We start from the raw sequence: 23210 nt of genomic DNA on the forward strand, positions 1-23210 counted from the left end.
AAAGTTTTTAACAATGCGCATGCTTGTGCGGGCCCGGCGTGGGCGCTGCTCACTCCGCGTGCCGGCGCGCATCGCATAGGCTGTTGCTCGCACTTTCGATTCGGAGGGCCGAAGTGCGTGCCGGGAACCGTCGTTCCTTGTCCATTTCCTTCATTTCCGGACGCCCCGCTTGATAGGCTTCGCTCTCCCCACGCAGACCAACCTTTCATTGCGCTTTATGGCCCACCAGTTCGATTCGCAACTCGACGTTTCCATTCTTTCCGTCCTGCTTGACGACGGCGGTCCCCGGCGCTGGATGAGCACCCAGGACGTGGCACGCGGCCTGGCCGCCCTGGAGGTGGCCGAGCCGCCCGCCGAGGTGCTGCAGCAGCGCCTGGTGCTGCTGGTCGCCGACGGCTCGGCCGAGTGCCGCGCGGAAGGGCGCGGCCTGATGTGGCGCCGCGCCGAATGTGCCGGCAAGGTGCTGGCCAACGCCGATACCTGGCTCAGCGACGAAGAGGCGCTTGCCCTGCAGGTGCTGAAGCGGTTCGCCGGCCGCCAGATCACTTCGGTGATGGCGACCCTGCTGCGGCCGTTGTTCGATGCCGCCGAGTCGCAGCTGCGGCGGCGTGGCCGCGAAGGCTGCGCCGGCCGGATCGCCTGGCATCGCAAGCTGTCGGTGGTCGAACGCAGCTCGCCGCTGGTGCCGCCGCGGCTGCGCGAGACCGTGCTGCTGCCGGTACTGACCGCGGTATTCGAGGAGCGCAACCTGGAGGTCGTGTATCGGCCGCGCTTCGAGCCCGAGCGCAAGCGCGTGCTGATGCCGCTTGGCGTGGTCGAGAAGGCCGGCATGGTGTACCTGGTGGGCCTGGAAGACGAGGACCCCGCGCCCCAATGCCTGCGGCTGGACCGGGTCCATGCGGCGCACGCGCTGAAAGAGCGCTTCATTTACCCGGACCATTTCTCGCTGGCCGACTATGTGGAAGAGGCGGCCGAATTCGGCCTGCACGCGGACGGCAATATCAAGCTGGCGGTCCGCTTCGCCAAGGGCTGCGGCGATATCGTGCGCGATGCGCCGATCTCGCCCGACCAGACCGAGGAGATCGGTCCGGACGGTTCGCTCGTGGTCCGCTGCACGGTGGAGATGGCCGACTGGCTGGTGCGCTGGCTGCGCTCGTTCGGTCCGCAGGCCGAGGTGCTCGAGCCGGTCTCGCTGCGGCGCGCGCTGGCGCACGAGGTCAAGACGATGGCGCGGGCTTACTGCAGGAGCTGAGCGGGCTTGGGGAAGGGGGCGGGAAGGAGGGGCTGGGAAGGAGGGCTGGGAAGGGGGGCTGGGAAGGGGGGCGATGGATCGGCTTCCGATCCGCCCCCGCGTCGCGGCGCCGGCACGGCGGCAAGCCGCGACGCCACCAAACCCGTGGCGCAACTCCCGCGGCACCAAAACAAAAAGGGGTCAGCTTGCGCTGACCCCTTCGAAATACTGGTGGCGAATCAGGGACTCGAACCCCGGACCTGCGGATTATGATTCCGTCGCTCTAACCGACTGAGCTAATTCGCCGACGAAGACCGCCATTATACGGGCCGTTGGATCGCTGTCAACACTTTTGTACGGGCCCTTGCATCCGGTTCTGCCGGCGGCGGCGGCGGATGCAGCTATCCCACAAAAAAACCGGCGGCCCTGCCGGACCGCCGGTTTCGTCTCCGTTTCGCCGCCGGCACGGGAGCCGGCGTGGCGCGATGCGGATATCAGTCGTTCGCGTAGATATCCACGTCCTTGGTCTCGCGGATGAACAGCGAGCCGATCACCAGCGTGATGCCGGCGATCACGATCGGGTACCACAGGCCGTAGTAGATGTTGCCGTTCTGCGCGACCAGGGCGAACGAGATGGTGGGCAGCATGCCGCCGAACCAGCCGTTGCCGATGTGGTAGGGCAGGGACATCGAGGTGTAGCGGATGCGGGTCGGGAACAGCTCGACCAGCATCGCGGCGATCGGACCGTAGACCATGGTCACGTAGATCACCAGGATCACCAGGATCACCAGCACCATCACCGTGTTCATCTCGGCGGGGTCGGCCTTGGTCGGGTAGCCGGCCGCGGACATCGCCCCGGCGACCTCCTTCTTGAAGGCGTCGATCCTGGCCTTGCTCTCCGGCTCGAAGCTATGGCCCTGCGGCACCAGCGACGCGTTGAAGGACTGGATCTCGCGATCGCCGATCTTGACGGTCGCGGTGGTCCCGGCCGGCGCCTCGACGACTTCGTAGCTGGCCGACGACTGCGCCAGCGTGCGCTTGGCGATGTCGCAGGAGCTGCGGAAGTCGATCTCGCGGGCGATCGGGCTGCCCTGGAACGAGCACTGCTTCGGATCGGCGGTGACGACGATCTGGGCCGACTGCTGAGCGCGCTCCAGCGCCGGGTTGGCGTAGTGCGTCAGCGCCTTGAACAGCGGGAAGTAGGTCAGCATCGCCAGCGCGCAGCCGGCCATGATGATCCACTTGCGGCCGATCTTGTCCGACAGCGCGCCGAAGAACACGAAGAACGGCGTGCCGATCACCAGCGCGCCGGCGATCAGCAGGTTGGCGGTCTTGGCGTCGACCTTCAGCACCTGCGTCAGGAAGAACAGCGCATAGAACTGGCCCGTGTACCAGACGACGGCCTGGCCGGCGGTCAGGCCCACCAGCGCCAGGATCACGATCTTCAGGTTGCGCCATTGCGCGAACGATTCGGTCAGCGGCGCCTTCGAGGTCTTGCCCTCCGACTTCATGCGCTGGAACGCCGGCGATTCGGCCATCGACAGCCGGATGTAGACCGAGACGCCGAGCAGCACGATCGACAGCAGGAACGGAATGCGCCAGCCCCAGACCTCGAAATCCGGGCCGGTCAGCTGACGGCACACCAGGATCACGATCAGCGACATGAACAGGCCCATCGTCGCGGTGGTCTGGATCCACGAGGTGTACGAACCGCGCTTGCCGTGCGGCGCGTGTTCGGCGACGTAGGTCGCCGCACCGCCGTACTCGCCGCCGAGCGCGAGGCCCTGCAGCATTCGCAACGCGATCAGGATGATCGGCGCGGCCCAGCCGATGGTGGCATAGCTGGGCAGCAGGCCGACGATGAAGGTCGACACGCCCATGATCAGGATCGTCACGAGGAACGTGTATTTACGTCCGATCATGTCGCCGAGGCGGCCGAACACCAGCGCCCCGAACGGCCGCACGATGAAGCCGGCGGCAAAGGCGAGCAGCGCGAAGATGAAGGCCGAGGTCGGATCCAGGCCGGCGAAGAACTGCTTGGCGATGATCGCCGCCAGCGAACCGTACAGATAAAAGTCGTACCACTCGAATACCGTGCCGAGCGACGACGCGATGATGACTTTCCTCTCCTCGGCCGTCATCGGGGTGTTCTGCGCGCTGCCTCCGGGCACCGCGACATTCGGGGCATTAGCCATTTTGTCTCCTCCTACTGTTCAGGGGTCCTTCGCACGGCCGCGCAAGGCAGGCGGACACGCCGCGTTCCGGCGCGGGCCGTCGAATGTGTGTGGATTCTGGGAGGCGAAACTTACGGCGTTCTGACAGCGGAGGGTGCGCGGGGGCCGATATTGCTCGGGGTATACGCTAGCGTCGCGCGGTGCGGGCACCCGCCTTTCGTGGGGGGAGAGCGATGCTGCGATGCGGGACGCTGCAGGTCCCGAGCACGCGGCGAGCAGTGTTGCAGGCGGTACTGCAGGCGGTACTGCAGGCGATGCTGCGGGGGTGCTGCGGGGGTGCTGGGGGGGTGCTGGGGGGGTGCTGGGGGGCGGTGCGCAGGGGCGGTGCGCAGGGCGGCCGGCAGAACGGCCCGCAGGGCGACGAGCGCGTTCGCGGCGTTCAGCGGTGCCGTGCGGCATCGCCGTCGTCGGCGTGCCCGGCATCGTTGCTCGGCTCGTATCCCGACTGGTCTCTCGACTGGTCCCTCGGCTCGTCCGCCGGCTCGCCGATCTCGCGATCGGCCCGGTTCATGCGCCAGGCATAGGCCGCGGCCATCAGCACGTACAGGATCAGCAGCCCTTGCGCGCCGGCCCAGAACGAGAAGGGCCAGCCGAAGAAGTCGAAGCGCAGCTCGCGCGCGAACCAGCTGACGCCGAACGTGCCGGCAAACCACAGCGCGAGCAGCACCGCGGTCCAGCGCAGGTTGGTGCGCCAGGCAGCCGCGGCGCGCTGCTGGCGGGCAAGGCGTACCGGATCGGGCGCGTTCATGCCGCCTCCGCGGACGCCGGACGGCGCAGCGTCACGCGCAGCCGCGCACCGGCCAGGCGCGGCTGCTGCTGGTAGACGTGGTCCTCGATGGCGACGTCGCCGCCATGCTGCTGCACGATCTCGCGCACGATCGCCAGCCCCAGGCCGCTGCCCTCGGTGCTGGTGCCCAGCACGCGATAGAAGCGCTCCATCACGCGCGGCCGCTCGGCCGGCGGAATGCCCGGCCCGGTGTCCTCCACGTCCAGATAGGCGAACGGTTCGAACGGATCGGCGCTGACGCGAACGGTCGCGTGGCCTCCCGGCGGCGTGTAGCGGATCGCGTTATCGAGCAGGTTGTTCAGCATCTCGGTCAGCATCAGGCGGTTGCCCTGGACCATCACCGGATGGTCGGACGCATCGAGGCCCAGGTCGATGCGCTTGGCCCAGGCCTGCGGCAGCCAGTCCTTGACCACCTCGCGCGCCAGCGCGGCCAGGTCCAGCGGCGCCATGTTGCCGCTGCCGGCGAAGTTCTCCATGCGCGCCAGCGACAGCAGCTGCGTGACCAGATGCGCGGTGCGCTGCGAGCTGCCGGCGATCTGCGCCAGCGACTTGCGCAGTTCCTCGGGCGACTGCTCGCGCTGGGCCAGTTCGGCCTGCATGCGCAGCCCGGCCAGCGGCGTCTTCATCTGGTGCGCGGCATCGGCGATGAAGCGCTTCTGCGTCTGCACCGATTGATCGAGCCGCTCGAGCAGTTCGTTGAACGAGGCCACCAGCGGCGTGATTTCCTGCGGCGCGGCCTGTTCGTCGATCGGACTGGTGTCGCCCGGATTGCGCGCGCGAATGCGCTGCTGGATCGCGGTCAGCGGCGCCAGCCCGCGCGACAGGCCGAACCACACCAGCAGCACCGCCAGCGGCAGGATCACGAACTGCGGCAGGATCACGCCCTTGATGATCTCGTTGGCCAGGCGCGCGCGCTTGTCCAGCGTCTCGGCGACCTGCACCAGCACCGGATGGCCGCCGGGCACCGCCGGCATCTCGACATAGGTATACGCCATGCGCACGTCGTTGCCGGCCACCTGGTCGTCGCGCAGCGACACCAGCCCGGCGTGGCCGCGGTCTTCCTCGACGGGCAGCGGCAAATCGCGATCGCCCGCCACCAGCTCGCCGCGCGTGCCGACCACCTGGTAGTAGACCGCGTCGGTCTCGTCGGCGCGCAGGATCTCCCGCGCGGACAGCGGCAGCTGCAGCGTCACGCCGCCATTGACCTCGCGCACCTGCTGCGACAGCACGATCGCACTCGATTCCAGTGCGCGGTCGTAGGGGCCGTTGGCGATCGACTTGGCGACCAGGTAGGTCACCGCGATGCTCAGCGGCCACAGCAGCAGCAGCGGCGCCAGCATCCAGTCGAGGATCTCGCCGAACAGCGAGCGCGGCGACGCGTGCCCGGCGTCGTCCTCCAGATGGGGCAGGGCGTCGGCCAGCATCTCGTCGGTCACCTCGTCCTCGGCGGTGGCCGCCGCGGCGGCGCGGCGGCGGCGCGTGTCGCCGAGCGCCGGCGACGGGCGTTTCCAGGGCAGGCGCAGCGGATACATGCGAAGGGCGTGGGAGATAGGGGCGGAGGGCGGAGGCGCGCCGGGCAGGTTCGAAGGGAAAGCCCGGGCGCCGCTGCGGTCGGCGGAATCAGGAATGCGCGGCGGCCGGGGCCGGCTGGAATTTCTCCAGGCAATAGCCGAGGCCGCGCACGGTGGCGATGCGGATGCCGCCGACCTCGATCTTCTTGCGCAGCCGGTGCACGTAGACCTCGATCGCGTTGTTGCTGACTTCCTCGCCCCATTCGCACAGGTGGTCGACCAGCTGCTCCTTCGACACCAGCCGCCCCGAGCGCGTCAGCAGGATCTCGAGCAGGCCCACCTCGCGCGCGGACAGGTCCAGCATCTGGTCGTTCAGATAGGCGATGCGGCCGACCTGGTCGAATGCGAGCGGACCGTGCCGCATCAGCGTGGCGCCGCCGCCGGTGCCGCGCCGTACCAGCGCGCGCACGCGCGCCTCCAGTTCCGACAGCGCGAAGGGCTTGGCCATGTAGTCGTCGGCGCCCAGGTCCAGGCCCTTGACCCGCTCGTCGACGCTGTCGGCAGCGGTCAGGATCAGCACCGGCACCATCGCGCCGCGGGCGCGCAGCCGCTTCAGGACTTCGAGCCCCGGCATGCGGGGCAGCCCCAGATCGAGAATGACCAGGTCGTAGGCCTGCGTGGACAGCGCCGAATCGGCTTCCATGCCGTTGGCCACATGATCGACCGCATAGCCGGAATGGCGCAGGGAACGGGTCAGGCCGTCGGCCAGCACGTCGTCGTCTTCGGCAATCAGAATGCGCATGGTGGTCTCCCCTGGCTCGGCAGGCGGGCGCCGGCCCGCGCGGGCCGCCCTGTTTCCCCTGTCCTCCCGATCGTCATGCGCACTATGGGATGAAATGGGGCTTGCCAAGCATACTGTTTTTTTATACAGTACCCGCTGATTCCAGGCGAGCGCATGGGGCTGGATCGCAACCGGGGCCACGCGTCACGGAGGGCGCCGGTCAGCCGGGCGGTGCCGTGGTCCAACCCGGCTGCATTTTTGAGCCGATGCTGATTCACGGCTGCCATGCTCCGCCTCTAGAATGCGTTGCCGCAGCGCGCTCCGACGATGCAGACGCCGGGGTGGCGCGGGTCGGGCGCGTGGGTCTGCGTAACGAGGTGCCGCACAATATCGGCATCGAATAGCAGGCGGCGCGCCGCATGCGGCCTATTTATACACCATTGACGGAAGGACGACCATGGATGACGGCAAGAAGGCAGCTGGCGTGAGCGCCGAGAAGCAGAAGGCGCTGGCCGCCGCGCTGGCCCAGATCGAGAAGCAGTTCGGCAAGGGCTCGATCATGCGGATGGGCGACGGCGAGGTCGAGCAGGACATCCAGGTGGTGTCGACCGGCTCGCTGGGCCTGGACATCGCGCTGGGCGTCGGCGGCCTGCCGCGCGGCCGGGTCGTCGAGATCTACGGCCCGGAATCGTCGGGCAAGACCACGCTGACGCTGCAGGTGGTCGCCGAGATGCAGAAGCTGGGCGGCACCTGCGCGTTCATCGACGCGGAGCATGCGCTGGACGTCAATTACGCCAGCAAGCTGGGCGTCAGCGTCAGCGATCTGCTGATCTCGCAGCCGGACACCGGCGAGCAGGCGCTCGAAATCACCGACGCGCTGGTGCGCTCGGGCTCGGTCGACCTGATCGTGATCGACTCGGTGGCGGCGCTGGTGCCCCGGGCCGAAATCGAAGGCGAGATGGGCGACGCGCTGCCGGGCCTGCAGGCCCGCCTGATGAGCCAGGCGCTGCGCAAGCTGACCGGCACCATCAAGCGCACCAATTGCCTGGTGATCTTCATCAACCAGATCCGCATGAAGATCGGCGTGATGTTCGGCTCGCCGGAAACCACGACCGGCGGCAATGCGCTGAAGTTCTACGCCTCGGTCCGCCTCGACATCCGCCGCATCGGCTCGATCAAGAAGGGCGACGACGTGATCGGCAACGAGACCAAGGTAAAGGTGGTCAAGAACAAGGTGTCGCCGCCGTTCCGCGAGGCCTTCTTCGACATCCTGTACGGCCAGGGCATCTCGCGCCAGGGCGAAATCATCGACCTCGGCGTGGACGCCAAGATCGTCGAGAAGTCGGGCGCCTGGTACAGCTACAACGGCGAGAAGATCGGCCAGGGCAAGGACAATGCGCGCGAATTCCTGCGCGAGAATCCCGATATCGCCGACGAAATCGAGAACAAGGTCCGCGCCGCCCTCGGCGTGGTGCCGATGAACGGTACGCCGGCGCTGGCGGCAGAGTAAGCCGGGTTTGCGGCGCTGTGGGTCCGGCTCCGCCGGGCCTGCAAGCGCCGCGTTCGCTCGCCCTCCACCCCTTTCGCCCAGCGGGAGAGGGCGTCCCGTCCCGGCTGCCGTCCTTGCCCCGCCGCTCCGCCGTTCCCTCCCAACCCCATGCCTCGTCCTCCGCTGTCCCTGAAAGCGCGCGCGGTCGGCTATCTGTCGCGCCGCGAGCATAGCCGCGCGGAACTGGCGCGCAAGCTGGCGCCGCATGCCGAGTCGCCGGAGGAACTGGAGCGCCTGCTCGATACGCTGGAGCGCGAGAACTGGCTGTCCAACGCCCGCTTTGCCGAGAGCCTGGTGCACCGGCGCGCCAGCCGCTATGGCGCTTCCCGCGTCATGCAGGAGGCCCGCACTCACCAGCTCGACGGCGAGCAGCTGGCCGACCTGCAGCAGCAGTTGCGCGCCACCGAGCTCGAGCGGGCGCGCGAGGTCTGGCGCAAGCGCTTCGGCGTCGTGCCGGCCACGCCGGAGGAGAAGGCCAAACAGCTGCGCTTTCTGACCGCGCGCGGCTTCTCCCAGGCGACGATCAGCCGGGTGATCCGCGATGCCGAGCGGCCGCCGGACGAGGAGGGCGAGTGAAAGACCGATGGAACGGCGTGCCGGAGCGGCAGGCGTGCAGGATGTGATGCAGCCGCCGCGGTAGTCCGACGCGGCAGTCCGGCGCGTCAGTCCGGCGCGTCAGTCCGACGCGGTAGTCCGCCGCCGTAGTCCGCCCGGTCAGTCCGATCATCCGCGCCGACAATCGGGCTCGACATTGCGCACATCCGGGTATTCCCGGCCAATGCGGTCCGGCATGTTAAACTCCACGAGTTTTCCGCAAGCGCGGCGCGAATTCGTGCGCCCGCAGCAAATCGTCTTCAGGCCGGTTCCGCCGCGCCTTCCCTTGTCACAGCCTGGTGCCATGCCGCTTTCCGCCCCCGTCAATCGCGCCCTGCGTCATCGTCGCGCCATCACGGCCGAGGCGTATCTCCGCGAAGACGGCCTGTGGGACATCGAGGCCCGGCTTACCGACACCAAGCCCCGCGACATTCCGCTCGCCGGCGGCGGCGTCCGTCCGATCGGCCAGCCGCTGCACGACCTGTGGCTGCGCGTGACCATCGACCTGCGCATGAACGTGGTCGACGCCGAGGCCTGCTCCGACTGGGTTCCCTATCCCGGCCACTGCGACACCATCGGCCCGGCCTACCGCCAGCTGATCGGCCTGAACCTGATGAAGGGCTTCCGCAAGGCCGTGCGCGAACGCCTGGGCGGGGTGGCCGGCTGCACCCATCTGACCGAACTGGCCGGGATCCTGCCGACGACGGCAATCCAGGCCTTTGCTGGCGACGTCTTCAAGATTCGCGACGGCGCCAGCGACGACAGCAATCCCGAACCGCCCTACCAGCTGCATGGCTGCCATGCGCTGCACTTCGAAGGCGAGGTGGTTCGCCAGTTTTATCCGCGCTGGTACGGACACCAGCCGAAACCGAGAGCCCGGGCCGATGCGCCGCCGGCCTCGCCGCCGCAGTCACCGCAGGCCCCGCAGGCGATTGCCGACGACGACGGCGGCGCTCCGCACCGGTCCACCGGAACCTCCGGGTGAGGTTCCGGGATCCCCACGAGATCTCGACCTCTCCCGCTTCATCACCCGCTTTACTACCCGGCTTTTCTACCCATTTACGCCTACCCGAAAGGAAACACGCATGAATATCCATGAGTACCAAGGCAAGGAAATCCTGCGCAAATACAATGTGCCGGTTCCCCGCGGTATCCCCGCATTCTCGGTCGAAGAAGCGCTGAAGGCGGCCGAACAGCTTGGCGGCCCGGTGTGGGTCGTCAAGGCGCAGATTCACGCCGGCGGCCGCGGCAAGGGTGGCGGCGTCAAGGTGGCCAAGAGCCTGGACGAGGTCAAGACCTACGCCAGCAACATCCTGGGCATGCAGCTGGTCACGCACCAGACCGGTCCGGAAGGCAAGAAGGTCAACCGCCTGCTGATCGAAGAAGGCGCTGACATCAAGAAGGAACTGTACGTCAGCCTGGTGGTGGACCGCGTGTCGCAGAAGGTCGCGCTGATGGCCTCGAGCGAAGGCGGCATGGACATCGAGGAAGTCGCCGCGCAGACCCCCGAGAAGATCCACACGCTGATCATCGAGCCGTCGATCGGCCTGACCGACAAGGACGCCGACGACATCGCCCGCAAGATCGGCGTGCCCGACGCCAGCCTGTCGCAAGCCCGCCAGGCGCTGCAGGGCCTGTACAAGGCGTTCTGGGACACCGACGCCTCGCTGGCCGAAATCAACCCGATGATCCTGACCGGCGACGGCAAGGTGATCGCGCTCGACGCCAAGTTCAACTTCGACTCGAACGCGCTGTTCCGCCACCCGGAAATCGTCGCCTACCGCGACCTGGACGAAGAAGATCCGGCTGAAATCGAAGCCTCGAAGTTCGACCTGGCCTACATCTCGCTCGACGGCAATATCGGCTGCCTGGTCAACGGCGCCGGCCTGGCGATGGCCACCATGGACACCATCAAGCTGTTCGGCGGCGAGCCGGCCAACTTCCTCGACGTGGGCGGCGGCGCCACCACCGAGAAGGTGACCGAGGCCTTCAAGCTGATGCTGAAGAACCCGAACGTGCAGGCCATCCTGGTCAACATCTTCGGCGGCATCATGCGCTGCGACGTGATCGCCGAAGGCGTGATCTCGGCCTCGAAGGCGGTGCAGCTCGGCGTGCCGCTGGTCGTCCGCATGAAGGGCACCAACGAAGACCTCGGCAAGAAGATGCTGGCCGAGTCGGGCCTGCCGATCATCTCCGCCGACACCATGGAAGAAGCGGCCCAGAAGGTGGTGGCCGCGGCCGCAGGCAAGTAAGCCAGACGCGAAACCGAAAGCGAGCGGCGTGGCGCCGGGCGCCCGCCGCGACAGCCAAGCAAAGGATTACAGCATGTCGATTCTGATCAACAAAGACACCAAGGTCATCACCCAAGGTATTACCGGCAAGACCGGCCAGTTCCACACCCGTGGCTGCCGCGACTACGCCAACGGCAAGAACGCCTTCGTCGCCGGCGTGAACCCGAAGAAGGCCGGCGAGGACTTCGAGGGCATTCCCATCTACGCGAGCGTCAAGGAAGCCAAGCAGCAGACCGGCGCCACCGTGTCGGTGATCTACGTCCCGCCCGCAGGCGCCGCCGCCGCGATCTGGGAAGCCGTGGACGCCGACCTGGACCTGGTGGTCTGCATCACCGAAGGCATCCCCGTGCGCGACATGATGGAAGTCAAGGACCGCATGCGCCGCGAAAACAAGAAGACGCTGCTGCTCGGACCGAACTGCCCGGGCCTGATCACGCCCGACGAAATCAAGATCGGCATCATGCCGGGCCACATCCACAAGAAGGGTCGCATCGGCGTGGTGTCGCGCTCGGGCACGCTGACCTATGAAGCCGTGGGCCAGCTGACCGCGCTGGGCCTGGGCCAGTCGTCGGCCGTCGGCATCGGTGGCGACCCGATCAACGGTCTGAAGCACATCGACGTGATGAAGATGTTCAACGACGATCCGGACACGGATGCGGTCGTGATGATCGGCGAGATCGGCGGTCCGGACGAGGCCAATGCCGCCTACTGGATCAAGGACAACATGAAGAAGCCGGTGGTTGGCTTCATCGCCGGCGTGACGGCGCCTCCGGGCAAGCGCATGGGCCACGCCGGCGCGCTGATCTCGGGCGGTGCCGACACGGCGCAGGCCAAGCTGGAGATCATGGAGTCCTGCGGTATCAAGGTCACCAAGAACCCGTCGGAAATGGGCCGTCTGCTGAAGTCGATCCTGTAATACGGGTCGGGGCCGGCCTTGCCGGTCCATCGGCCGGGGCCGCGGTCCGCCGCGGCTCCCCTGCAATGCCCTCGCTCCACGCGAGGGCATTGTCGTTTTGGCGCCACTGGAACGACCAATAGATCATTCTCTGATGTATCTGCCGGTTTGTTGAAATCAAAACGAAAGGTTTCTGCGGTACATCTCAATGTCTTGGGCGTCAGACATCCGAAAGGCCGCAATCGCGGACGGGCAAGTTCCGTTGCTGGCTGGGCCCTGACACCCCGTCTTCATTCCAATTCCAATATCGACTTCGAGGAGCCACGCAGTGGAATTGCTGTCGTCCACCACGTTCTGGATCGCACTGGGATCCATCATCCTGACCAATATCGTGCTGTCCGGCGACAACGCCGTCGTGATCGCGCTGGCCTCGCGCAACCTGCCGCCGGCGCAGCAGAAGCGCGCGATCTTCTGGGGCAGCGCCGCAGCGATCATCATGCGCGTGGTGCTGACCGTCGCCGCGGTCAAGCTGCTGAGCCTGCCGTACCTGAAGATCATCGGCGCGATCCTGCTGGTCTATATCGGCGTGCAGCTGCTGACCGGCGATGACGACGAGGAAGGCCACGACGCCAAGGACAACATCTGGGCCGCGATCCGCACGATCCTGATCGCCGACCTGGTGATGTCGCTCGACAACGTGGTGGCGGTCGCCGCCGCCGCGCAGAAGGGCCCCGAGGGCAGCCAGCTGCTGCTGCTGGTGATCGGCCTGGGCCTGTCGATTCCGCTGATCGTGTTCGGCAGCACGCTGCTGCTGAAGGTGATGGAACGCTTCCCGGTGATCATCGTGGCCGGCGCCGCGCTGCTCGGCTATCTGGCCGGCGAGATGCTGGTCAGCGATCCGGTCGACGCCGCCTGGTTCGAGGTGCACGTGCCCCACGCCCACCTGGTGTTCGGCGCCATCGGCGCGATCCTGGTGGTGGTGATCGGCAAGCTGATGCAGAAGCGCGGCGCGCAGACCGCCTGACGCCCCGCCCGGCGCGCTTGCCCTCTTGCGGGCAGGTGCGGCCATGCGAACCGAGCCCGGCACGCGCCAGCGTTGCCGGGCTTTTTCATGGACGCTGCCGCCGGTCCCAGGGCAAGGCTTCGATGCCAAATTTTGTGAATGGACGGCGAAACGCGGTCCGCCCGCTCGATACTGTCGGCCTTCCAATCGTTCGGGAGCCGCTCCATGCCAGTCGCCGCACGCTTGCCGCGGGGCCGCCGCGCTGATCACGCCCATCATGCCCATCGGGCCCCTCGAACTCATCGAACCCATCGCGCCTTCACGCTGATCGAGCTGATGGTGGTGGTCGCCATCATCGGCATCCTGGCCGCCATCGCGGTGCCGCAATATCGGGACGATACAATTCGGGCCAGGCTGTCGAGCGTGCTGACCGCGGCCTCGCCTTTGAAGATGGCGGTCAGCCTGTGCGCGCAGGAAGCGGGCGGCGTGCTGGACGATTGCAATGACGACAACGCGGCCGCCGCGATTCCGCCGTTCGCGCGGAGCCGCGAGATCGCGCAGGCGACCGTCAGCGGTCCGGGCGTGATCACGCTGACGCTGTCCGCCAGCGGGCTCGGCGCCGGGGTCGACGGCAGGGAGATCGTGCTGCGGCCATCGGTCAACGCGACCTCGGTCAGCTGGGAGATCACCACCACGATCGAGAACGCGGTCGCCAGGCAGTATGTCCTCAGGAACAGCCAGTCGCCCGCCGATACATCGCAGGCGAGGGCGTAGTCGGGTAGCCGGGCCGGTGTCATGACGGACGACGCCAGCCACGCCGGACTGCGCAAGGATCATCTCGGCGACGCGCCCATGGGCGTGTCGCCTTCGTCGGGAATCGAATGTGAATTTGCGCAGGAACGTTGCGCTGGATTGGGCGTGCCCGCTGTTGGCGATGGCCGTCGCGTTGCCGCCGCTGGTCTCCAAACACACCTTGCCGCTGGCCACCTTCTACGGCGAGTGGGCGTCGGCGTTGGCCTTCGTCGTGCTGGTGCTGTGGTCCGCGACGCTGCGCGCCGCCGGTGGGGCCGCCGGCAGTGCCGCTGCCGGTGCCGCCGCTGGTGCCACCGCTGGTGCCCCCGTTGATGCCACCGTTGGTGCCGCCACCCCCGCCGGCGTTCCGTTCGTGACCGCGTCCTGCCTGTGGCTGATCGCCCTGGGCACGGGCGCCACGCTGGCCGGTCAGCCCGACGTGACCGGCAGCCGCAGCCTGACGCTGGCCGCGCTGCTGCTCGCCACCGGCGCGATCTGGGCCGGCCATCGCTATCGCCGCGCGCTCGACGCCGACGTGGTGCTGACCGCGTTCGCGACGGCGTGGCTGGCGGCAGGGCTGTTCGGCACGCTCGCCCAATGGGTGCAACTGTTCCGGCTCGAGGGCGACAGCTTCGGGCTGGTGTCCGATTACTTCTACGACGCCAATCGCCGGCTATGGGGCAATCTGAACCAGCCCAACCACCAGGCGACCGTGCATGGCCTGGCGCTGGCGGCGTCGGTGTGGCTGGCCTCGCGCGGCGAGCTGCGCGCGCTGCCGTGGCTGGTCGCGGTGGCGCTGGTCGAAAGCGGTGTCGTGCTGTCCGGCTCGCGCACTGGCGTGCTGCACGTGGGGCTGGCCGCCTGCTATGCGCTGGTCGCGGCCTGGCTGGCGCGCTCCGCGCAGGACGTGGCGCCGGCCTCAGCGCGCTGGTCCCTGCGCGCCCCCGCCGGGCTCGTGTTTGCGGCGGCGGCGCTGGTGGCCATGCTGATGCTGCTGCAGCCTGCGATCAAGGCGGCGGGGCAGGCGTTCGGCTGGTCGCTGTTCGACACCATGGCGCAACTGCAGGCCGGCGACCAGATTTCCGCGCGCGGCGCGCTGTGGGCGCATGCCTGGGCGATGTTCGTCGCGCATCCGTGGTTCGGCGTCGGCTGGGGCGAATTCGGCTGGGCACAGTTCGAGCAGCTGGCGCGCCTGGGCATCACCGTCGAGATGTCGCTGCACGCGCATAACGCCGTGCTGGACCTGCTGGCCAAGACCGGGATCGTCGGCACCGCCGGCGTCGCGCTGTTTCTGGCGGCCTGGCTATGGCGGGTGGTGCGCGCGAGGCTGTGGCGTGCCGATACGGCGGAACGCGCCCGCACGGCGGCGGCGCTGACGTGGCTGGCGATGCTGTGCGCGCATTCGATGCTCGAATATCCGCTGCACTACCTGTATTTCCTGCTGCCGTTCTGTTTCCTGCTGGGCTGGCTCGAGCCCGCCGCGCTGGCGGTCATGCGCATGCCGCGCGCGCTGGCCACGATGGGGCCCGCGGTGGCCGGCCTGGCCGCGGCCCTGGTGCTCGCGACGATGTGGCAGGACTACCGCCGCGTCGAGGCGCGCGAGTACGCCAGCCCCGCGCGGGTCGACACCTTGCCGGCGCCGAAGCTGTGGTTCGGCCAGCACGCGGAGGCGCACCGGGCCGAGCTCGCGCCCCTGTCTGCCGACGGCGCCGATGCGTGGCTGCCGCCGCATATCGCCGCGATCCGCCTGTTGCCCACCCCGACGGTGATCGCGCGCGGCGCCTGGCTGCTGGCGCTCAATGGCGAGCCGGAGCAGGGCCGGGAATGGCTCGAGCGGCTGCGCTACTACTATCGCGGCGACGAGGCCGCCCAGTTCGCCCGCGTCGCCGGCTATTGCGAGGGCGTCGACGCTGCCAGGCGGCCGCGCGAATTCTGCGAGTGGGTCCAGCGCCGCCGGGCCGCCACACCGATACCACGGTAGGGCGGTAGTCCGAAGGAGGAATGCCGCGCTGCCGCAAGCCGTGCGCGGCTTCGTTTCCGGAGAAGCGCCGCGCCGAGGCATTTCATCCGTCGGCACGATTTGTCACGCCAGTTCCGGCCCATAGACTCGCCCGGTGCCTGTGTCACACGGGAGAGACGAATGCGGACTGGCAAGCGAAGGATCCTGACGGTGGCTGTGCTGGGACTGGTGGCCATCATCACCACCGAGGTGCTGGCGCGCGCCGGCCTCGGCCTGGGCGATCCGCCGCTCTATCAGACCGATCCGGAAATCGAGTACCTGCTCAAGCCCAACCAGCGCGTGAAGCGCTTCGGCCATCGCTATGTGGTCAACCGCTACGGCATGCGCTCGGACGATTTCGAGCCGAAGAAAGGCGTGCCCGGGGAGCGGCGCGTGCTGGTGTTCGGCGATTCCGTCGTCAACGGCGGCGCGCAGGTCGACCAGGGGCGCCTCGCCACCGAGCAATTGCGGGTACGGCTGGGCCGGACCAGCCGGGTGGCGACCGTGGGCAATGTGGCGGCATTCAGCTGGGGGCCGGGCAACTGGCTCGCCTACGCGCGGCGCTTCGGTTTTCTCGACGCCGATACCGCGATCATCGTCGTCAACGGCGCCGACTATGGCGATGTGCCGACCTTCGCGCCGCTGCGGCCGGATACCCATCCCTCGCAACCGCCGCTGTCGGCGCTGGTGGAGGGCGCCACCCGTTATCTGCCCGCCTATCTCGGGCTGGATCAATCGTCCGGACCGGCGCGCGAATCGACCGATGCCGATCGCGCCGCCTCGCTGCGCGACCTGGCCGAACTGATCGTGATGGCCAGGAGGGCCGGCGTGCAGGTCCGGCTGGTACAGCACTACGAGCGCGACGAACTGGATGGCGCCGGCCTGCCCGCCGGCCTGCAGGCCTTCTCCCGGCTGTGCGAGGAATACGAGGTGCCGGTCGTCAGCATGCGCGACGCCGAGCGCCGCGCACGCGATGTGGCCTATCTCGATGACATCCACCTGAGCCCGGAAGGACAGGACCTGCTCGCCGACGCGCTGCTGGCCGCGGCCAATCTGCCCGCCGGCGGCCGCCACGTCGCCGCGTTCGGTCTGCGCCACTAGCGGGGCTGCGGGGACTGCGGGGAAGCAGGGAAGCGGGGAAGCGGGGAGGCGGGGAGGCGGGGAGGCGGGGAAGCGGGGCCGCCCGGCGTCGTGCGTGGGCTTGGCTGATTGCCCCTCTTGCGGGCCTCGGCGTGCCGCTCTTACTGCGCCACCCAATCCCCCGACTTGCCGCCATGCTTCTCCAGCAGGCGGATGCCGCCCATCACCATGCCGCGGTCGGCAGCTTTGCACATGTCGTAGATCGTCAGCAGCGCGACCTGCACGCCGGTCAGCGCTTCCATCTCGACGCCGGTCTGGCCGCGCGTCTCGGCGCGCACGGTGCAGTGCACGGAACTGCCCGCCTCGTCCAGCGCGAATTCGAGCGCGACCTTGGTCAGCGCCAGCGGATGGCAAAGCGGAATCAGGTCGGCGGTGCGTTTGGTGGCCATGATGCCGGCGATGCGAGCGATGCCGAGCACGTCGCCCTTCTTCGCGGTGCCGTCGCGCACCAGCGCGAAGGTTTCCGGCGCCATCGTGATGGAGCCGGTGGCGATCGCCACCCGGTGGGTGGCGTCCTTGACGCCGACATCCACCATATGCGCCTGGCCGGCGGTATCGAAGTGAGTGAGCTTGCTCATGATTGGCGTCGCAGGGTTGGCGTCGAACGGTTGGGGTCGAACGGTTGGGACCGAAGCGGGAGGGGATCGAAGGAAATCGCAGGAAATCCGGAAAGCAGGACGGCAGGGCAGGGGTGCCCGCCGGGCGCGGAACGGTCGCGCCAGGCCGCTATCATAGCAACATGCTGATTTTCCGCCCCGTCGCCCGGCGCGCTTCGCTCGCCGATCTTCGCGCCGATTCCCGCGCCGATTCCCGTGCCGATCCCGGAGCCGATCCCGGAGCCGATTTCGGTGCTGATCTCCGTGCCGATTTCGGTGCCGATGTCGAAGCCGATCTCGGTGCCGATCGCCGTGCCGATGCCCGTGCCGCCGGACGTTCACGCTCGGCGCCCGCATCGCGCCATGCCGGGCCCCGCCTTGCCGTGCTGCGTCGCCCGCTGGCGGCGCTGCTGATGCTGGCGCTGGCCACGCCGGCCTGGCCCCAGGCCGCATCGGCGCCGGCGGGCAAGGCGGTGCCGACGATCGCGCCGCCGTTGCTGGGCTTGCCGGGCGACGCCAGCGATCAGGTCTACGACAACCTGAACCGCAGCGTGAAGGCTGGGCAGAAGTCCGACTTCGGCCTGCGCAGCGGCAACCCGGTGGTCGAGAGCAACGGCATCCAGCTGCCGGACATGGGCGACCCGTCGACCGCGGCGCTGTCGCCCGATATGGAGAAGCGGCTGGGCGACCGCATCATGCGCGATATCCGCCGCGATCCGCAGTACGTCACCGATGCGCTGCTGGCCGATTATCTGAACGCGCTCGGCTACAAGCTGATCCAGGCCGCGCGCCGCCAGAACCTTGCAGGCACCACCGGCGGCGGCACCTTCGCCACCGGCTTCGAACTGTTTGCCGTACGCGATCGGACCATCAACGCGTTCGCGCTGCCCGGCGGCTATATCGGCGTGCATACCGGCCTGCTGGTGCAGTCGGACACCGAGTCGGAACTGGCGTCGGTGATCGGCCACGAGATCGGCCACGTCACGCAGCGGCATATCGCGCGCGGCATCACCAGCCAGGATCAGTCGATGTGGATCGCGCTGGCGTCGATGGTGCTGGCCGGGCTGGCCGCGACCCGCAGCCCCGACGCCGCGGCCGCGCTGGCGATGGGCGGGCAGGGCGCGGCGCTGGCCAACCAGCTGTCGTTCTCGCGCGGCGCCGAGCGCGAGGCCGATCGGGTCGGCTTCCAGATCCTGTCGGCGGCGGGCTTCGATCCGCAGGGCATGCCGGACTTCTTCCGCCGGCTGCAGCGCGTCACCGGCATCTCGGAAAGCTCGGTGCCGTCGTATGTGCGCACCCACCCGCTGACCTCCGAGCGGATCGCCGACATGCAGGACCGCGCCAGCCATCTGCCGGCGCGCAAGGTCGGCAGCACGCCCGAATACGAATTCGCGCGGGTGCGCGCGCGCATCCTGCAGGAAGCCAATCCCACCGATATCCAGAACGCGCGCGCCGCGCTGCAGGCCCAGTTGTCCAGCGCATCGCCGATGCGGCAGCCGGCGATCTACTACGGCATTGCGTTTGCCGAGCAGCGGCTGGGCCGGCTGGTGCAGGCGGAGCAGGCGCTGGCCGAGGCGCGCCGGCTGTACGGCAATATTCCCGGGGCGTCATCGGGCAGCCCGATGCTCGACGTGATGGCGATCGAGCTGGCGCGCGCGCAGGGCCGCGTGCCGGACGCGGTCCACCAGGCGTTGGCGTCGATGAAGACCTTCCCGCTGTCGCACGCGGTCGCGCTGTCGTATGCGGAGACGCTGCTGGGAGCCGGCCGTGCCGACGAGCTGGTGACGTTCCTGCGTTCACGCACCCGCGAGGAGAGCGCGCGCGCGGAATGGTGGGAGTTGCTGGCGCGCGCCTACGCGGCGCAGGGCAAGCGCGTGCAGCAGCATCAGGCGCTGGCCGAGAAGTACGCGCGCGACGGCGCCTATCAGGCCGCGATCGAGCAGCTGCAGATCGCGCGCAAGGCCGGCGACGGCGACTTCTATACGCTGTCCGAGGTCGATGCCCGGCTGCATCAGCTCGAGCGGCAGTATCGGGAAGAGCGGCAGGACAACAAGGGCATGCCGAACTGAGCCGCAGTCGCAGTCGCAGTCGCAGTCGCAGCCAAAGCCAAAGCCAAAGCCAAAGCCAAAGCCGAAGCCAAAGCCGAAGCCAAAGCGGCCCCCGCCGCCGCCGCGCGCGCCATCCCGCGCCTCAGCGGGACGGCGGCGGTTCCTGGGTCTGCTGCTGCGGTGCCGGCCGCGGCTGCCGCACGAAGCCGAAGCGCCGCGGCACCTCGGCCTCGGCGATCGGCTCGATCGGCAGATCGTGGCCGCCGAAGTGGAAGACGCCAAGGTCCGTGCCGCAGGCCTCGCCGTGCCAGTCGCAGCTGCTGCTGAACGCGTCGAGATCGTGGTCGTGCAGCAGCGCGGCATGAAGCGCGTTCCTGCCCTCGTTCCCGCCTTCGTTCCCGCCCTCATTCCCGCCCTCGATCTCGCCCTCGATCTCGCCCACCAGCACCACGTTGCCGTGCTCGTCGGCATGGCAGGACCGCGGCGTGAAGGCCCGCTGCGAGGTGGTGTGGAACTGTCCCTGGTGGAGCCGCACTACCCAGGGCGCATAGGCGAGCTCGACGAACACGCGCTGCGGCCCGTTCTGGAAGAACCAGGCGCCATGCTCGTCGCACACGTAGTTGCGTTCGATAAAGGCCACCAGCGCGGGATGCCGCAGCGGATCGCCGGACAGCCCATGCTGCTGCGCGTATTCGTTGCGGATGCGCCATTGCCCGCGCCGGTCCAGCGCGAGCCAGCCATAGCAGTAGGGGACATTGGGCCAGCGGGCCATCGCCTGCTTGACGATTTCGTCCATGCTCGTCTCCTGTTGAACTCCTTGGCTGCGCGGCTTGCGGCCTCGTTGCAGTACGCCCGCCCGTAGCAGGCCGACAGAAGGGCCGCACCAGGCCCGCAGCAGGCCTGCACCAGGCCCGCAATACGCCCGCTATACGCCCGCTATACGCCGCAATACACTACGTTCCCAGCGTAGACCCTGTCAGCCCAGGCTATCGAAGAATCGCAGCACGCGCGCCGGCAGCCAGTCGGTATGGCCGCCGCCCGGCAGCAGCGACGACAGCGGCAGATGGCGCCGCCAGTCGCGCGGCGGCGCCAGGAAGCCGACGTGCCCGCCATGCTCGGGCTGGTCCAGCAGCACCTGCCCGCTGACGTCACGCGCGCCCGGCAGATAGTGCGCCGGCAGGAAGGGATCGTTGCGCGCGTTCAGCACCAGCGTCGGCACCGCGATATGGCGCAGCACCGGCTTGCTGGCGGCGCGCGCCCAGTAGTCGTCGGTATCGCGAAAGCCGTGCAGCGGGGCCGTGACCACGTTGTCGAAGGCATAGAGGTCGCGGCTGGCCAGCAGCGCGGCGCGGTCGAACAGGCCAGGGTACTGGGCCAGCTTGTCCAGCGACTTGCGCTTGAGCGTCTGCAGGAACATCTGCGTATAGACGCGGTTGAAGCCGCGCGACAGCGCCGCGCCGCCGCCCGCAAGATCGAGCGGCGCCGACACCGAGGCGGCGCCGGCAAGGAAACCGGCGCTCGACTGGGCCTCGCCCAGATAGCGCAGCAGCGCATTGCCGCCCAGCGAGATGCCGAGCGCATACAGCCGCCGGCCATCGGCCGCATGCCGCTCGCGCAGCCGCCGCAGCACCCAGTCGATCTCGACGTAGTCGCCGGAATGATAGAAGCGCGGCGCCAGGTTCAGCTCGCCGGAGCAGCCGCGGAAATGCGGGATCACGCCCTGCCAGCCGCGCTCGCGCAGCGCCGCCATCATCGACTGCGCGTAGTGGCTGGTCGAGTTGCCCTCCAGCCCGTGGAACAGCACCAGCAGCGGCGTGCCGGGCGCGACCGGGTGCGTGGTCCAGTCCAGGTCGATGAAGTCGCCGTCGGGCGTGTCCCAGCGTTCGCGGCGAAAGCTCACGCGCGGCCGGCGCGTCAGCCTCGCTGGGATGATGGTCTGGCTATGGCCGTCGCGCAGCCACCATGGCATGCGCGCGTGGGCGTCGAAACCGTGCGGGTCGGCCAGCGGCGAGGGCGGATGCCGGAGCAGGTCGGCGGGGCGGGACATGACGGCGGGTGGTCGGATGCCGGGCGTTTCCCCGGCCGGTTCAGTGCAGGGCCTGCTTGGCCGTCGCGGTCGAGATCGTGACCTGCGCGGCGTTGGCCGGGCTGCAATGGATATGTGCCAGGCGCCAGCCCTCGTGGTTCTGCAGCAGCACGTAGGTGGTGTGCACGTACAGGTCGGCCTCGACGCGGTCGGTGGCGAAGCGCAGCGCCTCGGTGACGTCGAAGATGGAGACGCCCAGCGTCGAATGGCTGCTGCTTTCCAGCACGTCGATCAGCACCGGCTGGCGGTCCAGCAGCTGCAGGAAGGCCTGGCGCAGATGATCGTGGCCGATCAGCCGCTGGCCGTCGGGCATCACGCAGGTGATCGAATCCTCGTCCAGCCACAGCTTCAGCGCGCCTTCGGCATCGCGCAGCTTCAATGCCTCGCGAAAGGCTTCCAGGATGTCTTCGGCGGAATCGAACAGGCGGGCGAAGCGAGGCATGGCGGGATCGGTCGGTGGGCCCTGCCGGCAGGCCGGGCCATGAATCGAAGCCGTCCCGGTCGCCGGTGTCTGGCGGTGTGGGCGGGGACGGCCATCGCGGGTCAATCAACGGCGCGCCGGACGCGCCTGGCGGCGCCGGGTCGGCGCACGCGGTTCAGCTATTCGCAGTTCAGCTATTCAGTCAGCGGTGGTTCCATCAGGGCCGGTGCAGCAGCTTGCGCAGTTCCACGAAGACCATTTCGGGCTCGATCTCCCGCAAGCAGCGCAGATGGCCGAGCGGACATTCGCGCTGGAAACACGGGCTGCACTCGAGCTGGAGCCACATGATACTCGCTGCCTGTGACAGCGGGGGCGTATGGCGCGGATCGCTGGAGCCGAATACCGCGACCTGCGGCCGGTTTAGCGCGGCGGCCACGTGCATCAGGCCGGAGTCGTTGCAGACCGCCGCCTCGGACAGTGCCAGCAGGTCGACCGCGTCGTCCAGCGAGGTCTGGCCGCACAGATTGCGCACGAAGGGCGCGCCGGCGCAGATCTCGGCGGCGATCTCGCCGTCCTTGGCCGAGCCCAGCGTCACGATCTGCGCGTACGGGTACGAGCGGCGCAGCATCTGCGCCAGCTCGGCGAAATGCGCGGCGGGCCAGCGCTTGGCCGGACCGTATTCGGCGCCCGGGCAGAAGGCGATCAGCCGGGTCTGCGGCGCGATGTCGAAGCGCTCGGCGGTCTTGACCACGCGCGCCGGATCGACGCGCAGCCGCGGCTCGGGTAGGCCCTCGGGCAGCCGCGCGCCGGGTTTGAGCGCCAGCCGCGCATAGTGCTCGACCATCGGCGGACGCTTGTCCTTCGGCGGATTGGCGTGGCGGATGTTGAGCAGGCCGAAGCGCGCCTCGCCGCGATAGCCGACCCGCAGCGGAATGCCGGCCAGCCACGGGATCAGCGCGGACTTCAGCGAGTTGGGCAGCACGTAGGCGACGTCGTAGCCTTCGTTCTTCAGCTGCTGGGCGAACATCAGCCGCGCCGACAGCTGCAGCTTGCCGTGCGCCAGGTCGCTGGGAAACACGCGCCCGATCTCGGGCATGCGCGCGAGGACGGGCGCGACCCATTTCGGCGCGAGCGCATCGATGGCCAGACGCGGATGGCGTTGCTTGAGCAGCGCGAACAGCGGCTGCGCCATCAGGGCGTCGCCGATCCAGTTGGGCGCGATGACGAGGGCTTTGTTCATAAGCAAGGCGCC

20 protein-coding genes and 1 tRNA gene are annotated in these 23210 nt (G+C 68.5%); 11 read left to right on the plus strand and 10 right to left on the minus strand.

Features of this window, described 5'->3' with window-relative positions; translation table 11 throughout:
* The first annotated feature begins 295 nt into the window (after nt 1-295).
* Nucleotides 296-1252, plus strand: coding sequence for a YafY family protein (locus tag K7G19_RS11285; protein ID WP_226107314.1), 957 nt, complete (start codon nt 296-298; stop codon nt 1250-1252).
* A gap of 208 nt (nt 1253-1460) precedes the next feature.
* Here the strand turns inward: K7G19_RS11285 and K7G19_RS11290 are convergent.
* From K7G19_RS11290 to K7G19_RS11310, 5 genes are all read right to left on the minus strand, one after another.
* Nucleotides 1461-1537: transfer RNA gene (locus K7G19_RS11290), tRNA-Met, on the minus strand.
* 188 nt (nt 1538-1725) lie between these two features.
* Nucleotides 1726-3426, minus strand: a complete 1701-nt coding sequence (locus K7G19_RS11295) for an MFS transporter (protein WP_149316806.1) — start codon at nt 3424-3426, stop codon at nt 1726-1728.
* 418 nt (nt 3427-3844) lie between these two features.
* Complete coding sequence (locus K7G19_RS11300) at nt 3845-4213, minus strand: DUF4212 domain-containing protein (protein WP_149316807.1); 369 nt, start codon at nt 4211-4213, stop codon at nt 3845-3847.
* Nucleotides 4210-5784: a sensor histidine kinase gene (locus tag K7G19_RS11305; protein ID WP_226107316.1), complete on the minus strand. Its 1575-nt coding sequence runs from the start codon at nt 5782-5784 to the stop codon at nt 4210-4212. The genes K7G19_RS11300 and K7G19_RS11305 overlap by 4 nt, the downstream gene beginning before the upstream one ends.
* Before the next feature lie 88 nt (nt 5785-5872).
* Nucleotides 5873-6565, minus strand: coding sequence for a response regulator transcription factor (locus tag K7G19_RS11310; protein WP_149316809.1), 693 nt, complete (start codon nt 6563-6565; stop codon nt 5873-5875).
* Between the two features lie 436 nt (nt 6566-7001).
* On the opposite strand from K7G19_RS11310, the gene recA reads away from it, so the two are divergent.
* The 9 genes from recA to K7G19_RS11360 all read left to right on the plus strand — a co-directional run bounded on the left by recA (nt 7002) and on the right by K7G19_RS11360 (nt 16768).
* Nucleotides 7002-8054 carry a recombinase RecA gene (gene recA / locus K7G19_RS11315; RefSeq protein WP_149316810.1) on the plus strand — a complete coding sequence of 351 codons (1053 nt, stop codon included), beginning with the start codon at nt 7002-7004 and terminating at the stop codon, nt 8052-8054.
* A gap of 147 nt (nt 8055-8201) precedes the next feature.
* A complete protein-coding gene (gene recX, locus K7G19_RS11320) occupies nt 8202-8669 on the plus strand; it encodes a recombination regulator RecX (protein WP_226107318.1) in 468 nt (155 codons plus the stop codon).
* Nucleotides 8670-8991: 322 nt separating this feature from the next.
* On the plus strand, nt 8992-9672 hold the full coding sequence (locus K7G19_RS11325) for a DUF2889 domain-containing protein (RefSeq protein WP_149316812.1): 681 nt from the start codon (nt 8992-8994) through the stop codon (nt 9670-9672).
* A gap of 100 nt (nt 9673-9772) precedes the next feature.
* Nucleotides 9773-10939 carry an ADP-forming succinate--CoA ligase subunit beta gene (gene sucC, locus K7G19_RS11330; protein WP_149316813.1) on the plus strand — a complete coding sequence of 389 codons (1167 nt, stop codon included), beginning with the start codon at nt 9773-9775 and terminating at the stop codon, nt 10937-10939.
* Nucleotides 10940-11012: 73 nt separating this feature from the next.
* Complete coding sequence (gene sucD / locus K7G19_RS11335) at nt 11013-11894, plus strand: succinate--CoA ligase subunit alpha (RefSeq protein ID WP_006576698.1); 882 nt, start codon at nt 11013-11015, stop codon at nt 11892-11894.
* Nucleotides 11895-12201: 307 nt separating this feature from the next.
* On the plus strand, nt 12202-12897 hold the full coding sequence (locus tag K7G19_RS11340; RefSeq protein WP_150083306.1) for a TerC family protein: 696 nt from the start codon (nt 12202-12204) through the stop codon (nt 12895-12897).
* Between the two features lie 204 nt (nt 12898-13101).
* On the plus strand, nt 13102-13650 hold the full coding sequence (locus K7G19_RS24915) for a pilin (RefSeq protein WP_255650757.1): 549 nt from the start codon (nt 13102-13104) through the stop codon (nt 13648-13650).
* 160 nt (nt 13651-13810) lie between these two features.
* Nucleotides 13811-15649, plus strand: a complete 1839-nt coding sequence (locus tag K7G19_RS11355; RefSeq protein WP_226107671.1) for a PglL family O-oligosaccharyltransferase — start codon at nt 13811-13813, stop codon at nt 15647-15649.
* 189 nt (nt 15650-15838) lie between these two features.
* Nucleotides 15839-16768: a hypothetical protein gene (locus K7G19_RS11360; RefSeq protein WP_226107320.1), complete on the plus strand. Its 930-nt coding sequence runs from the start codon at nt 15839-15841 to the stop codon at nt 16766-16768.
* A 140-nt stretch (nt 16769-16908) separates the two neighbouring features.
* On the opposite strand, the gene moaC is transcribed toward K7G19_RS11360, so the two are convergent.
* Nucleotides 16909-17385, minus strand: a complete 477-nt coding sequence (gene moaC, locus K7G19_RS11365) for a cyclic pyranopterin monophosphate synthase MoaC (RefSeq protein WP_226107322.1) — start codon at nt 17383-17385, stop codon at nt 16909-16911.
* A gap of 404 nt (nt 17386-17789) precedes the next feature.
* Between moaC and K7G19_RS11370 the strand changes: the two genes are divergently transcribed.
* Nucleotides 17790-19472 (plus strand): M48 family metalloprotease, encoded by a 1683-nt coding sequence (locus tag K7G19_RS11370; RefSeq protein WP_370639537.1) that lies wholly within the window; start codon nt 17790-17792, stop codon nt 19470-19472.
* Between the two features lie 121 nt (nt 19473-19593).
* Here the strand turns inward: K7G19_RS11370 and K7G19_RS11375 are convergent, their stop codons facing one another.
* From K7G19_RS11375 to waaF, 4 genes are all read right to left on the minus strand, one after another.
* The gene (locus K7G19_RS11375; protein ID WP_226107324.1) at nt 19594-20247 is read right to left on the minus strand and encodes a DUF2946 family protein; all 654 of its coding nucleotides are present in this window, start codon (nt 20245-20247) and stop codon (nt 19594-19596) included.
* 180 nt (nt 20248-20427) lie between these two features.
* Complete coding sequence (locus K7G19_RS11380) at nt 20428-21420, minus strand: YheT family hydrolase (protein WP_223819620.1); 993 nt, start codon at nt 21418-21420, stop codon at nt 20428-20430.
* 118 nt (nt 21421-21538) lie between these two features.
* Nucleotides 21539-21979, minus strand: coding sequence for a nuclear transport factor 2 family protein (locus tag K7G19_RS11385; RefSeq protein WP_149316821.1), 441 nt, complete (start codon nt 21977-21979; stop codon nt 21539-21541).
* A 196-nt stretch (nt 21980-22175) separates the two neighbouring features.
* Entirely contained in the window at nt 22176-23198 is a 1023-nt protein-coding gene (gene waaF, locus K7G19_RS11390; RefSeq protein ID WP_226107326.1) for a lipopolysaccharide heptosyltransferase II, read from the minus strand.
* Between the last annotated feature and the right edge of the window lie 12 nt (nt 23199-23210).

This window comes from Cupriavidus sp. DB3 (genome assembly GCF_020418465.1).
In the GTDB taxonomy this organism is placed as follows: domain Bacteria; phylum Pseudomonadota; class Gammaproteobacteria; order Burkholderiales; family Burkholderiaceae; genus Cupriavidus; species Cupriavidus cauae.